The organism is Paraburkholderia sp. SSBN10T (assembly GCF_056619545.1).
Window position 1 is genome coordinate 13,139 of record NZ_JBWQQI010000021.1, and the last position, 12,852, is coordinate 25,990.

The 12,852-nt window shown below is 63.6% G+C and carries 13 protein-coding genes; 8 read left to right on the plus strand and 5 right to left on the minus strand.

The window, feature by feature from the left end; all coding sequences use genetic code 11:
• Positions 1-64: 64 nt before the first annotated feature.
• A complete protein-coding gene (locus tag AC1ECK_RS27390; RefSeq protein WP_480324772.1) occupies positions 65-1,348 on the plus strand; it encodes a glycosyltransferase in 1,284 nt (427 codons plus the stop codon).
• A gap of 50 nt (positions 1,349-1,398) precedes the next feature.
• Here AC1ECK_RS27390 and AC1ECK_RS27395 read toward each other — a convergent pair whose 3' ends face one another.
• Both AC1ECK_RS27395 and AC1ECK_RS27400 read right to left on the minus strand, forming a co-directional pair.
• Positions 1,399-1,704, minus strand: coding sequence for a hypothetical protein (locus AC1ECK_RS27395; protein ID WP_480324774.1), 306 nt, complete (start codon positions 1,702-1,704; stop codon positions 1,399-1,401).
• A gap of 100 nt (positions 1,705-1,804) precedes the next feature.
• Positions 1,805-1,987, minus strand: coding sequence for a hypothetical protein (locus AC1ECK_RS27400; protein ID WP_480324776.1), 183 nt, complete (start codon positions 1,985-1,987; stop codon positions 1,805-1,807).
• 493 nt (positions 1,988-2,480) lie between these two features.
• Here AC1ECK_RS27400 and AC1ECK_RS27405 point away from each other — a divergent pair, with 493 nt between their 5' ends.
• From AC1ECK_RS27405 to trpS, 7 genes are all read left to right on the plus strand, one after another.
• Positions 2,481-3,404 carry a recombination-associated protein RdgC gene (locus AC1ECK_RS27405; protein WP_480324778.1) on the plus strand — a complete coding sequence of 308 codons (924 nt, stop codon included), beginning with the start codon at positions 2,481-2,483 and terminating at the stop codon, positions 3,402-3,404.
• Between the two features lie 622 nt (positions 3,405-4,026).
• A complete protein-coding gene (locus AC1ECK_RS27410) occupies positions 4,027-5,154 on the plus strand; it encodes an OpgC domain-containing protein (RefSeq protein ID WP_480324780.1) in 1,128 nt (375 codons plus the stop codon).
• Between the two features lie 175 nt (positions 5,155-5,329).
• Positions 5,330-6,742 carry an HdeD family acid-resistance protein gene (locus AC1ECK_RS27415; RefSeq protein ID WP_480324978.1) on the plus strand — a complete coding sequence of 471 codons (1,413 nt, stop codon included), beginning with the start codon at positions 5,330-5,332 and terminating at the stop codon, positions 6,740-6,742.
• A gap of 432 nt (positions 6,743-7,174) precedes the next feature.
• The gene (locus AC1ECK_RS27420) at positions 7,175-7,399 is read left to right on the plus strand and encodes a hypothetical protein (protein ID WP_480324782.1); all 225 of its coding nucleotides are present in this window, start codon (positions 7,175-7,177) and stop codon (positions 7,397-7,399) included.
• 354 nt (positions 7,400-7,753) lie between these two features.
• Entirely contained in the window at positions 7,754-8,050 is a 297-nt protein-coding gene (locus AC1ECK_RS27425; RefSeq protein ID WP_480324784.1) for a type II toxin-antitoxin system MqsR family toxin, read from the plus strand.
• Positions 8,051-8,052: 2 nt separating this feature from the next.
• Entirely contained in the window at positions 8,053-8,454 is a 402-nt protein-coding gene (locus AC1ECK_RS27430; protein ID WP_480324980.1) for a type II toxin-antitoxin system MqsA family antitoxin, read from the plus strand.
• Between the two features lie 277 nt (positions 8,455-8,731).
• Positions 8,732-9,766, plus strand: coding sequence for a tryptophan--tRNA ligase (gene trpS / locus AC1ECK_RS27435; RefSeq protein WP_480324786.1), 1,035 nt, complete (start codon positions 8,732-8,734; stop codon positions 9,764-9,766).
• 199 nt (positions 9,767-9,965) lie between these two features.
• Here trpS and AC1ECK_RS27440 read toward each other — a convergent pair whose 3' ends face one another.
• The 3 genes from AC1ECK_RS27440 to AC1ECK_RS27450 all read right to left on the minus strand — a co-directional run bounded on the left by AC1ECK_RS27440 (position 9,966) and on the right by AC1ECK_RS27450 (position 12,702).
• On the minus strand, positions 9,966-10,433 hold the full coding sequence (locus AC1ECK_RS27440) for a VOC family protein (RefSeq protein WP_480324788.1): 468 nt from the start codon (positions 10,431-10,433) through the stop codon (positions 9,966-9,968).
• A 161-nt stretch (positions 10,434-10,594) separates the two neighbouring features.
• Positions 10,595-11,746 carry a CaiB/BaiF CoA transferase family protein gene (locus AC1ECK_RS27445; protein ID WP_480324790.1) on the minus strand — a complete coding sequence of 384 codons (1,152 nt, stop codon included), beginning with the start codon at positions 11,744-11,746 and terminating at the stop codon, positions 10,595-10,597.
• A 20-nt stretch (positions 11,747-11,766) separates the two neighbouring features.
• Entirely contained in the window at positions 11,767-12,702 is a 936-nt protein-coding gene (locus AC1ECK_RS27450; RefSeq protein ID WP_480324792.1) for a hydroxymethylglutaryl-CoA lyase, read from the minus strand.
• Positions 12,703-12,852: the final 150 nt, after the last annotated feature.

The following is a 12,852-nucleotide window of genomic DNA, read 5'->3' on the forward strand; positions in this document are numbered from 1 at the left end:
CAGGTGCGCGCGCAGTCCGTTGTCGCTGTCTCCCGTTGAAGTCAGGTCTGGATGCATTGAGAGTATGAAATACGATAGTCGACACGACCGCACCGAACCGCTCGATCCGCCGCGGCGCATCCTGTTTCACATCAACGATTTCGGCAAGGGCGGCACGGAAACGTCGCTGCTCGCGTGGTTGAAGACGCTCGACAGGCGCCTCTTTGCGCCCAGCGTGTGCGTGACCTATCCGACTGACGAACTGCTGTTCTGGCGCGCCCATTCGATTCCCGACGACGTGCCGGTCCACGTGCTGGCCGCGTCGAAGTGGATGAACTCGCTGCACGAGACGCGCCGCCAGGGCAAGCTCAGCGGCCCGCTCAAGCTGCTGCACAAGGTGCTGACCTACGGCGTGATTCGTCCCCTCGCAGGCGCGCGCTTTCGGCGGCTCGTCCGCGATCAGGACATTGTCTGCGACTTCGATTTTTCACTGCGCCACCTGGCCGGCGCGGGCAAGGTGCCGTGGTTCGGCGTGAGTCACTTCAGTCTCGCGACCCGCCTCGGCAGCAAGAGCGCGCGTTACCTCGCGCGCCGCGTCAGACAATACTCCCGCTACGCCGCCATCGCGGTGCTGACGCCCGACATGTTGCGCGAGGCACAGCAGCTCTTCCCGGCCGATCGCGTGAATCTGGTGGAATTGCCGAACGTCATCGACGTGGAGTCGCTGCGCCTGAAGGCGCGCAACGCGATCGAGTGCCCGGCGGAGACTTTTATCGTCTCGGTGGCGCGCCTCGACGAAGGGCAGAAGGATCACAAGACCTTGCTGCGCGCATTCGCTCAGGTGCGCGCGCAACGGCTGAGTTCGGCCGACCTCGTACTGATCGGCGAGGGGCCCGATCAGGCGGCACTCGAGCAACTGGCGGTCGAACTCGGCATTCGCAAGTCGGTTCACTTTCTCGGCTTCTGTTCGAACCCGTTCCCTTACATTCGTCGGGCTGAAATGCTGGTGCTGAGCAGCCGCTACGAGGGCTTCGGCATGGTGCTCGGCGAGGCGATGGCGCTCGGCACGCCGGTGATCTCCACTGATTGTCCGACCGGACCGCGCGACCTGCTCGAAGGCGGCGAGGCGGGCATGCTGGTGCCGATCGGCGATATCGACGAAATGGCGCGCGCCATCGGGCGCCTGCATACGGACACCTTGCTGCGGCGAACTCTGGTGCAGAACGCACAGAGGAAAGTGGCGACGTTCGCGCCGGACAGCGCAAATCAGCGCATGCTGCTGCTTGCGCAGCAGATTTCCGGCCGCGACGGTCCTTCCGGCCTGGCGTGGAACGGGCGCGATTCGGCGGTGGCCGGGCGCCTGCCTTAGATCTGATGCCGTGGCATTCCTGGCCTGGGCCGGATGCCCCGGACGGCGGCTTACACGCCGCCCGTCACCAGCGATAGAACAGACAAATCCGGATGCGTGCCGTCCACGATGCTGCGTCCGGCATGCACCGCCTCGTAGCGCGCGTCCTCGATACTCGCAAACCATTCCTCGCCGTCCGCATGAAACGGCACCACGTGCCCGGGAAGCGCCGGATCGGCGCCTGGGTGGCAAACGTAGCCCAGGTAGGTGAAGCGGTTCTGGCCGGGCGGCGCATCGGGCTCTTTAGGGCGCGGCGACACGTGGATTTCGAAACCTTCGTATTCGACCATTTGCCAGGCATCGGTTTCATCGGACATGGTTGTCTCCGTTCGGGCCGTGCGCGCAACCTGCGCGGCGCGGCGGGGAGCCGCCACAGGGGCCTTGCCGCCCCTGCGGCGTTCCGGCTGGCGGTGCGCTTCAGTGGCGATGCCGCATGCGTTCCCACAGCCGGTGGCCGTCCAGCCGCGTGAGCGGCCACGTCCGGTGATTGCGCCGGTAGTGCGCGCCGAGGATCGTCACCCCGGTGACGATCACCACCAATCCCACTACGATGCTGACCATCGATTCCGCCATGGCAGCCTCCATCCATTTCCACTGCATGCCAAAAGTCTAGGTGATTTGCGCGAAAAGCGGAGGGCGGCGGCCTGGTGGTGTGCGCCTTTTTAAGGGTTGACGGCGTCGGCGAGCGCAACGCGGATTGCCGAAGAAAACGGGGGCGACATCGAAGGCTCCCTTGGAGAGGGGGTTCGGGGTTGAAGCTGGCTGCATTCTCGGCGCGAACACTGTCGGCTGAGAATGGGTTTGGCGGCTGAAGGCGCCTTTCGGCGGATTTGATCATTGCGGGCGTGGACTTTCGCGGCGCCCGGGTGCATCAGGCGCGTGCGCGGTTTGGCGAGCGTTCCTCGTGAGATCGCAAGCTTGCGGCGTTTTGCAGTAATCGTAGGTCTGCTGATCAATTAAGCGAAGACGATCCGCAACCGGACAACCGCACCGCATGCCGCTTCACCGATACGCGGCGATTCGCTGCCGCGTGCAATGCGATCACTCGCGCCAGCGAGTGTCGTATAGAATGATGCGCTTTGCCTGTACGCCCATGTGGTTCAAAAACCTTCAGCTTCATCGTCTTCCCGTTCCGTGGTCCGTTACCCCCGAGCAGATGGAAAAATGGCTGGCGCCGCACGCGTTCCAGCCGGGCGGCAGCGTCGAAATGCAGTCCCAGGGATGGGCCTCGCCGCGCGATAACGACTCGCTCGTCTACTCGATTAACCGCCAGATGCTGCTGATGTTCCGCGCCGAAAAGAAGCTGCTTCCCGCCTCGGTCGTCAATCAGGTGACCAAGGCGCGTGCGCTCGAACTCGAAGAGCAGCAGGGCTTCAAACCTGGCCGCAAGCAGATGCGCGAACTGAAGGAGCAGGTCACCGACGAACTGCTGCCGCGCGCTTTCAGCATCCGTCGCGACACTCGGGTGTGGATCGACACGGTGCATGGCTGGCTCGTGATCGACGCGTCGTCGCAAGCCGTCGCTGACGAAGTGCTCGGGCTGCTGGTCAAATCGGTCGGCCAGTTGCCGCTCGCCAGCGTGCGCGTCGCGCAATCGCCGGTGGCGGCGATGACCGGGTGGCTCCTGTCAGGCGACGCGCCGGCCGGCTTCACGCTGGATCAGGACACCGAGTTGCGCTCGCCTGCGCAGGGCAATGCAACCGTGCGATATGTGGGGCATGCGCTCGATGTCGAGGACATGCGCCGCCACATCGAAGCCGGCAAGCAGTGCATGCGCCTCGCGATGACATGGAACGACCGTGTGTCGTTTGTCCTGACCCCGTCGCTGACCATCAAGCGCGTCACGCCGCTTGACGTCATCAAGGAAGCGAGCGATCCGACCGCGCACAACGACGACGAGCAGTTCGACTCGGACATGACGCTGATGACCGGCGAACTGGCGCGCATGTTTGCCGACATCGTCGATGTGCTGGGCGGCGAGCAGGGCGACGCGCTGTTGCACGTCGCGGCGGCCTGAAGCATTGGCCGCACGGGTCTGAATCCTGCACGCTTGCTCGCGGATGAAAGCGCTGCGCAAGCCGGCGGAAAGTCGCTGGATTTTTTGACCACTTTTTTGTAACCGGATGTCAATACAGGAGTCGCTGCGGGTGTGATTGCAGCAGCGGAAAATCTCTGCTGCGAGATGCCGCTCCACGGGCTCCTTCCTTCGCCGCTAGCTCGCTTTCGCCGGGCTAGCGCGCTTTCAGAGTGACAAGACTGACAGACTGTTGCCAGCCTCTCGTCATCACTACACGCCTAACATTAATCGACGATCGCAGCCTGGTCCCGCGAGGCGCCGTCAGGTCTTGTCGGGCGCACGCCGCATCAAGCAATACGCATATCGGTGCGATGGAACATCTCAATGCAATCCCGACGGGAACCGCGTACTGAGGCTTGTGTCGGACCGGAATCAACAGGACTCGCGATCTCGCCGGCGACAACGTAACACGTTGAAAAATCGCGGCGCGGACGCGTCATTGAATTGCAGTGCCGCGTGGCATAGGCTCCAGGCACACAGCGTTCAGGCAATCCGGTTATCCACCCGTGCGGCCCGGCAATCTTTGCAGGTTCCGGTCGCCCAGCAAACGGAGTTACCGTTGATGAATTCGCCCGTCCGGCGATCGCTCGAAATCGACTTCCTGCGTGGAGTCGTCTTGATCGTCATCACGCTCGATCATATTCAAGGCAGCGTCCTGTCGCGTTTCATGTTGCACAACTATGCGTATTGCGACGCGGCCGAAGTCTTCGTGTTTCTGGGCGGCTACGCCTCGGCGGCGGCCTATACCAATGTCGCGACGTATCGCAGCGAATACGCCGCCAGGCGGCGCTTCGCGATCCGCGCATGGGAGATCTACCGCGCCTATCTGTTCACGGCCGCGTTGATGCTGCTGGCGGGCGCATCGCTGATGCTGTGGCATGTCGATTCGCCGGTATTGGGCGAGACCGGGTGGGCCGATCTGCTGCATCACCCGCTGGGCACCTTGCTGGGTATCGTCACCTTGCGGCATCAGCCGTTCCTGTCTTCCGTCCTGCCGATGTACACCTTGTTCGCGCTGTGTGTACCGTTCTCGGTGCCGCTTGCCAATCGTCGGCCGGCCGTCGCGCTGGGCGTGAGCGTCGTCGTGTGGCTGGCCGCCGCGTGGCTCGCGCATGCCTTGCCCAGCACCGATCCTGGTGGTTGGGCGTTCAATCCGTTTGCCTGGCAACTGATGTTCATGCTGGGCATTCTGTGCCGTCTGCATCCGGTATCGCATGCGTTCCAGGTCTCGAAAGCAGGGCGCTCGCTGACCTGCGCGGCGCTCGCAGTGGCGCTGACTTTCGCGTTCATCAAGCTGTGCCTCGAAACCCAGGCGACGCCCGGATATATGAAGCAGAATCTCGCCGCGGTGCGCGTCGTCAGCTTCCTGGCGATTGCGTGGCTGGTGGCCCAGACGGTCCGCATGCAGGTGGTGCGCCAGATCGCCGAGCGCCTGCCGGCGATGGTCACGGTGGGCAAGCAGGGACTGGTGTGCTTCGTCGGCGGCACGGTGGTGTCGATCGGCGTCGATACTGCCGTGCGGCTCGCGCGAGGGCCGGCCTGGTTGAACGGGCTGGCCGGCGATCTGGTGGCTATCGGCGCGCTGTTGCTGCTCGCGGCCGCCGCCGGCAAATGGAAGGCGCTGCGCGCGCGTCCTGCGCCGATGCGCGGCGCGGCGGTCGCCGTGCGGGTGGGGCGGCGCGACGGCTGAACACTCCCAGTGCAGGCGGCCCGCCTCGCGCGCTACCCTCCCGAACTCCCGTGCAATTCCATTGCGGCATGCCGGGCGCATGCTATATAACGAACGCTGAATGGCGCTACGCCACCGCGGCCGCGCCGACACGGCGGCGCTCGACGATCACGACGCCTGCATCCGGAGACTGACCATGGTTCGCCTGGTGATGATCCTGTTGGGAGTCGACTACCTTCGTACCCGCTGGCGGGCGCTGACGACACTGGGCTGGATCAGCCTCGTGCTCGGTGTCGCAGTCTTCGTCGACGCGCTCGATAGCGCGCTGTACTTTCCGATCACGCCGTTCGCCTGCCTGCTGCTTGTCGAAGGGTTGGCCACGCTCGCAGTGGCCTGGACCGGCATGGGTGGCCAACGTACGCTGCGCTACGTCAAGGGACTGGCATTCTGCGTAGCGGCTGCCCTGATCCTCGCCGGCCATCATCACGGTAATTTCATCCTGTCGATGATCTTCGGCACGCTCTTTCTTGCCGACGGTCTGTTGCAGATCATCTCGGCCAGAGTGGTGCGCTACCGGACCTGGCGTCTCGCGGTAGTCGGTGGGGCGGTCGAAATCGCGCTGGCGATTTTCTTCTATCAGCCGTTTCCGACGCATTACGTCGGCACCGTGCCGTACTGTCTTGGACTCGGGCTGATGTTCGGCGGCTGGAACATGATCCTGCTGGCCTCGCGGGTGCGGCGTTTGTCTTCGAACCCGGCGGTGGCCGCGGACCGGGCCGCGCAGGCCGCCAGTGCGACCGCCGGGGTGCAGCAGGCGGCTCCCGCCGTGGTGCAATGGGACGGCCCGCCGGCCGCCGACGAACCGGCGCTGACCGTGCATGTCTGGACGCCGGTCGGCTCCTCGAAGGGCGAAGCGCGCCGCCAGCCGATCATCGACCGCTACATTGCCGCCGTGGACCGCAACGGCGTGATCTCGACCGGACATGCCGCGCTGGAGTCGCCGGAGGGCGTCTATATCAGCCTCTATCCGGGCGTGGAAATCGACCGCTCGCCGGACGAATTCACGCGGCTTCTGCGCGCCACCCGGGAGAACAACGTGCCGGGTCTGTTCCAGCCCGACTATGGGACCGAATCGAAAGCATGGTGCCCGTCGACGGTTCAGGTGCGGATCCGCAACTACGATCCCGAGCGGCTGCGGCGCTTCTGGGAGACGTACCGCCAGGACACGACCTACAACCTCACGTACCGCAATTGTTCCAGCACCGTGTCGCGGGCGCTCGAAGCGGCGCTCGAAGGCGCATCGGCTCGCGTATTGGGCCGTCAGAGCGGCTGGAAGCCGTTCCTGCGGGTGATCGCGACCCCCGAGTTGTGGGTGGCCGCGCAGGTGCGCAAGCGTGCCGCCACCATGGCATGGACGCCGGGCCTCACGCTCGACTATGCACGCGCGCTCAGCATGCTGGCCGACCCGCGGCCTTCGGGCTGGGTCAAGATGGCGCGTCTCGCGCTCGCGAGAATGTACCGCTCGCGCCGGCAATGGGCCGAGGAGGAGAGAATCGCGCCCCACGCGAACGAGGCCGAGCGCACCGACACGGCAGGCCGGGGCGTCTAGGCAGGACGAGGCGCCGCCAGCGACCCTGGCGGCGCAGGCAGCCTGACCCGATTCGACCTTTCCCAGTAAAGTCGAGCAGCATCAACCGCTTACGCGATTCTCCAGCGAGTTATCAACAGATTTGCGAACAGAATCTGTTGATAACTCGCGGGTTCCGATGCGGGCATGCAAACCGCTTTCAAATGAATGCTTTCGGGAAAATTGGCGAGTTATGCTGATTTGGAGGATGTTTGATGGTCTTAACCAGGACAAGGGCGGGGCGATGAAATTGTGGGTTGGTTGCGATCCGGTTTGTGAGTGTGAGCAAGCCACTTTGATGCTGAGCGGCACCGGGCTGTCTTATACGTTTCCTTTGCATTTCACGGCGCGCTATTTAGATGTCCGATATACGGGCGGTGCCAGAATGGCAGGATCAATCGACGAGACGCGATCATGGCAGGGGTGAATATCGGTCAGCATGCCGAACCGGCATCCGAGGACTTGCCTGCGCTGAAACGCTGCGAGGCGTTGGCGGCGCGGCGTGCTCGCCGCATGCGTCTGCTCGTGCTGACGGTCACGGCGAGTGTGCTCGCGATTGTTGCGATTTCTGCCGGCCTGCCGGCGACGGGGCTCGCGATTTATCTGGCGGTTACGCTGCCGTTTGCGTTTTTCTCGTAGTTCTTCTGCGCTTCCTGGGTCCGATGTGTTGTCATCGGATCGCCACTGAATTCCCTTGTCGCAATGTAGATATCGCCCTCCCGCGAGGATGTTGATTTCGCTCATCAGACTGAATTTCGGGACGCAATTTCTGACCGAAAATTTGTTATGGTCTCCTTTGTAATCTAACTGGACCCGTAGCTGATGCTGAGCGACTGACTGTTGGCGCTGTGGCTGATGGCATCCACGCAACCGGCACGCTCGCAGAGTTCACAACACGCGAGCGGGAAGGGTCCGCCCTATCTTGGCCGCCAGGGAAAGTATCCGTTGGAACTAACCTACTTGCCAAATTTAACCAAATAGGTTAATATTTTTATGGCAAAGAGCACGCCACATTGCAAGTTGTCCGTCGTTAAAGCGTTGCTCGAGGCAAAGAAGGTGCGTTCAACCATGTCGGCGCTGGCAGGTGCCGCCGCGCTAGGACTCGACTTCGACGGCATCCTCAGCGTCCTCATGGCGCTGACCTCGGCCGACTTCTATAAGAGTATGACGACGTATGGCGATCATCGGGTCTGGCAGGATGTGTACCGTCCGACTACACCAGCCGGAGAGGTTTATCTGAAACTCACCGTAGTTGACGATGTCCTGATCGTCTCATTCAAGGAGCTATGAGCGTGATGTGTCCGTCTTGCGCGGCGGCCCAACTGGTACGTGATACCCGGGACATGCCGTATGTGTACAAAGGGGAGTCGACTGTCGTCCCTGCCGTAACCGGCGACTATTGCCCGGCCTGTGGCGAGGTCGTGCTGGACATGGCCGAATCGGCACGTACCAGTGCGGCGATGCTCGAGTTCAACAAGCAGGTCAATGCGTCGATCGTCGATCCTGCCTTCATTGCCAGTGTTCGTAAGAAACTCGCACTGGACCAGCGGGAAGCCGCCGAGATTTTCGGCGGCGGCATTAACGCGTTCTCACGCTACGAAAACGGCAAGACCAAACCTCCTTTGGCATTGGTGAAGCTGCTCAAGGTGCTGGACCGTCATCCAGAACTGTTGGCCGAGGTGAGGGCGGCATAACCGCGTGTCCGTTGCTTGACCGACGCTTTTCGCTGGCGTGCACGGAGTCACCTCCTTTGTGCGTGTCCCCATGGCCTCTCATTGGCAACCCTCACGCGGATATGGCATCCTTACGCCATGTACCCGATGAACCTCTCCCTGTTCTACGCTTGGTGGCGCTCCTGAAGGAGCGGCATCGTCACGTCTTTACTACGACCATGACCGCCGCAGTCCGGCTGACATGGTGCTGTATCCCCGGTTAGCTTGTCCTGCGGCGGCGTTTCAAAAGAGCCCGTTTATGCAAGACAACACCCTCTCCCCGCGCCGTACCGTCCTGACCGGCGACCGTCCTACCGGTGCGCTCCATCTCGGCCATTACGTCGGTTCGCTGAAGACCCGCCTGGCGCTGCAGGAGACACATCAACAATACGTGCTGGTCGCGGATACGCAAGCTATGACCGACAACGCGCATGACCCCGACAAGGTGCGCCGCAATGTGCTGGAAGTCGCGCTCGATTATCTGGCGGTCGGCATCGATCCGCAAAAGACCACCATTGCGGTGCAATCGGCACTGCCGGCGCTGGCCGAGTTGACCTTGCTGTATCTGAACTTCGTGACCGTCGCGCGCCTCGAGCGCAACCCGACGATCAAGGACGAGATTCAGGCACGCGGGTTCGGCCGCGATATCCCGGCCGGCTTTCTGTGCTACCCGGTCGCCCAGGCCGCCGACATCACCGGCTTCAAGGCTCACGTCGTGCCGGTCGGCGAAGACCAGGCGCCGCTGATCGAACAGACCAACGAAATCGTGCGTCGCATCAACCGGCAAGTCGGCAAGGACGTGCTGCCCGAAGCGGAGGCGTTGATTCCGGCCATGGGCCGGCTGCCGGGAGTCGACGGCAAAGCCAAGATGAGCAAGTCGCAGGGCAACTCGATTCCGCTTTCGTCTTCCGCCGACGCGATCCGCGATTCGGTCAAGAGCATGTACACCGACCCGAACCACCTGCGCGCTTCCGACCCGGGCACCGTGGAGGGCAACATGGTGTTCACCTACCTCGATGCGTTCGACGAGGATCGCGCCACCGTCGAGCGCCTGAAGGCCGAATACCGCGCAGGCGGCCTCGGCGATATGGTGGTCAAGCGCCGCCTCGAGGAGCAGTTGCAGGCCTTGATCGGGCCGATCCGCGAGCGGCGCGAACAGCTCGCACGCGAACCGGGCTATGTGCTCGACGTGCTGCGGCAAGGCACACAGCGTGCGAAAGCCGTTACTCAGGCCACGCTGGACGAAGTACGCGCGGCGCTCGGTACGTTTTCGTTCGATGCCGTGATCCGTTAAAGCTTTGGGCGAATCGAATCGCTTGCGCCGGGAGGCCTCACCAGGCGGCTTCAGCAAGCGATTGCGTCAAGCGTTCGCATTGAGCGACCACCTTAAACCCCGCACCGTAAAACGACCGCTCAAGATAGTCCGCTTTGACGCACAGCAACACGCGGGTACGTCTTCCGTGCCCGCGTGTTGTCGCGCATGAGCACAGCGATCAATGCTGCATCGCACGGACGGCTTCCTGCATCTCCTCCATCGACACATCGCGTTGGTGCGTCGCCACGGACCAGCGGTGTCCGAACGGATCTTCGAGCTGGGCAAAGCGGTCGCCCCAGAACATGTCGGCGGCGGGCATGGTGACGCGGGCGCCGGCCTTGACCGCCTGTTCGACCACGGCATCGACATTCGTCACGTACAGGTGAATCGAGACCGGCGAGCCTTTCAGCGAGCGCGGCCCGAGCACCCCGCAGCCGGCCATTTCGTCGACCAGCATGAGCATCGAATCGCCGATTTTCAGGCACGCATGCATCAATTTGCCGTCCGGCCCGGGCAAGCGGAACTGCTCGGCGGCGCCGAAAGCTTCGGTATAGAACCGGATCGCTTCGGCGGCGCCGGCGCAAATCAGATGCGGGGTCAGCGAGTGCATTCCTTCCGGAATCGGTTTTACAGCGGCTGCAGACATGGTGTCGCTCCTCCGATGGGCAGGTTGATGAATCAGGAGGCCCGGCCGTTTTCAGCAGGGCTTCATCACCACGACGAGCGAAGTGACGGGGAATCGACACGGTTCGCGAAAAAAATTGCCGGTATGGATGAAGTTGCGACTGCCGCTGAGCAAGCGCCAGCTCAAGAAGCCGCACGCCCCTTGAGCCGGGCAAGAATTTCCTGGGTGTGCTCGCCCACCTTGGCGAGCGCCTGGCGCACGCCCGGGCGGCGGCCGCCCATCAGCAGCGGCAGCAGGACGACGTCGGTCGTGCTGCCGTCTTCGGTCTCCATCGGCACGAGGCCGCCGCTCGCCCTCAGATGCGGATCGTCGAGCAACTGATCGGGCCGCACGATCGGCGCGTACGGTATGCCGTCCGCCTCCAGCTTCGGCGCGAGCTCATTCGCGCGATGGTTCTTCAGGATCGCGCCGAGCCGCGCCAGCAGTTCCGGCCGCACGGCGACGCGCAGCGCATTGTTGGCGAACCTCGGCTCGGCGGCGAGTTCGGGGCATTGCAGCACCTCGCACAGCATCAGGAACTGCTTGTCGCTGACCGCGCCGATGAAGAGCTGTTCGCCGTCCGCCAGCGTGAACACGTCGTAGACGCTCCATGCCGAGACGCGTGCGGGCATCGGCGGCGGCGGCTCGTGGGTCATCGAATACTGCTGCATATGCTGGGCGCTGAGGAACACGCAGTTTTCGAACAGCGCGCTTTGCACCTCCTGACCGCGGCCGGTGGTGTCGCGCTCGCGCAGCGCGGCCAGCACGCCGATGGCGCCGAACATGCCGCCCATGATGTCGTTGACCGACGTGCCGGCACGCAGGGGACGGCCCGCCGGACCGGTCATGTACGAGAGGCCGCCCATCATCTGCACGACTTCGTCGAGGGCGAGGCGCTTCTCGTACGGGCCGGGCAGAAAGCCCTTGTGCGACACGTAGATCAGACGCGGATAGCGCTTCGCCAGCGTTGCGTAGTCGAGGCTCAACTGTTGCATCAGGCCGGGGCGGAAGTTCTCCAGCATCACGTCGCACTGGCCGATCAGTTCGACCGCGGCAGCGTGTCCGTCGGGCGTCGCGATATCGAGCACCACGCTTTTCTTGTTTCGGTTGAACGAGCGGAAAAAGCCAATGCCGAGCCCGGGCAGTTTGCGCGTCTTGTCGCCGCCCGGCGGTTCGACCTTGATGACCTCGGCGCCCAGGTCGGCGAGGATCATGCCGCAGGTTGGGCCCATCACCATGTGGGTGAATTCGATGACGCGCACGCCGTCGAGCGGAAGGTTGTTTGGAGTGCTCATGGAAATCTCGGGCGAAAATTTCAGGTAAAGGCGCGGGCGGTGAAGGTCTTCGGCAGACCCGCTCGCCACAAGGCGCCGTGCAGCGTTTCGTCCGGCAGCCACTGGGCGAGCCTGGCGCGTAGCGCCAGCAGGCGCGGCAGGTCGATGCCGGTGGCGATGCCCATCTCGGCCAGCATGAAGACGAGGTCTTCGCTGGCGGCATTGCCGCTGGCGCCCGGTGCGTGCGGACAACCGCCCAGGCCGGCGAGGGTTGCGTCGAAGCGGGCCACGCCCGTCTCCAGCGCGGCATGGACATTGGCGAGCGCGAGGCCGCGGGTGTCGTGGAAATGGCCGCACCAGAAGCGCTCGCCGGCCAGTTCGCGGGCCGCGCCGAACAGGCTGCGCACGGCAGCCGGACCGCCGTAGCCGACCGTATCGGCGAGACTGACGCGGTCCGCGCCGGCGTCGAGCAGCGCCTGCATGCAGCGCAGAACTTCGGCGGGCGCGACGGCGCCCTGCAGCGTGCAGCCGAAGGCGGTGCCGATGCCACCTTCGATCAGCGTCTTCGAGCCGCAAGCGTCGCGTGCGGCGCGGATGCGGGCGACTTCGGCGATCACTTCATCGGGCGTTTTGCGCAGATTGGCGAGACTGTGCGCGCGACTCGCCGAGAGCGGCACGAGCAGCAGATCCGCGCCGCTTTCGAGAGCCCGCTCGGCACCCTTCAGATTGGGCACCAGCACCGAGACGAACAGCCCCGGGAGGGTTTTGGCAAACCTCACGAGCTCGGCGGTATCGGCCAGTTGCGGCAGCAGCCGGGCCGGCACGAACGAGCCGACTTCGATCTCGCGCTGGCCGGCCGCGTAGGCCTCGCCGATCCATTCGATCTTGCGCGCGGTGGGGACCACGGTCTGGATGCTCTGCAGGCCGTCGCGCAAGCCGACTTCGCGGACGACGACATTCGAGGGGAGTGCGGACATGAGGGTGTCTCCGATCCCATGCAATAGGGTTCAGGTGTCTGGCCAGTCCGTTGCGGCTGGCGTTGTGCTAACTTTAGGCATTCCAGAATTTCTATAAAGAGGTATTTTGGAACCACCAGATTTCCCATTGAGAAACACATAAAAGATCCG

Coding starts and splice junctions, on each gene's coding strand:
- AC1ECK_RS27390 (WP_480324772.1), top strand. CDS start 65: ATGAAATACGATAGTCGACACGACCGCACCGAACCGCTCGATCCGCCG.
- AC1ECK_RS27395 (WP_480324774.1), bottom strand. CDS start 1,704: ATGTCCGATGAAACCGATGCCTGGCAAATGGTCGAATACGAAGGTTTC.
- AC1ECK_RS27400 (WP_480324776.1), bottom strand. CDS start 1,987: ATGCAGTGGAAATGGATGGAGGCTGCCATGGCGGAATCGATGGTCAGC.
- AC1ECK_RS27405 (WP_480324778.1), top strand. CDS start 2,481: ATGTGGTTCAAAAACCTTCAGCTTCATCGTCTTCCCGTTCCGTGGTCC.
- AC1ECK_RS27410 (WP_480324780.1), top strand. CDS start 4,027: ATGAATTCGCCCGTCCGGCGATCGCTCGAAATCGACTTCCTGCGTGGA.
- AC1ECK_RS27415 (WP_480324978.1), top strand. CDS start 5,330: ATGGTTCGCCTGGTGATGATCCTGTTGGGAGTCGACTACCTTCGTACC.
- AC1ECK_RS27420 (WP_480324782.1), top strand. CDS start 7,175: ATGGCAGGGGTGAATATCGGTCAGCATGCCGAACCGGCATCCGAGGAC.
- AC1ECK_RS27425 (WP_480324784.1), top strand. CDS start 7,754: ATGGCAAAGAGCACGCCACATTGCAAGTTGTCCGTCGTTAAAGCGTTG.
- trpS (WP_480324786.1), top strand. CDS start 8,732: ATGCAAGACAACACCCTCTCCCCGCGCCGTACCGTCCTGACCGGCGAC.
- AC1ECK_RS27440 (WP_480324788.1), bottom strand. CDS start 10,433: ATGTCTGCAGCCGCTGTAAAACCGATTCCGGAAGGAATGCACTCGCTG.
- AC1ECK_RS27445 (WP_480324790.1), bottom strand. CDS start 11,746: ATGAGCACTCCAAACAACCTTCCGCTCGACGGCGTGCGCGTCATCGAA.
- AC1ECK_RS27450 (WP_480324792.1), bottom strand. CDS start 12,702: ATGTCCGCACTCCCCTCGAATGTCGTCGTCCGCGAAGTCGGCTTGCGC.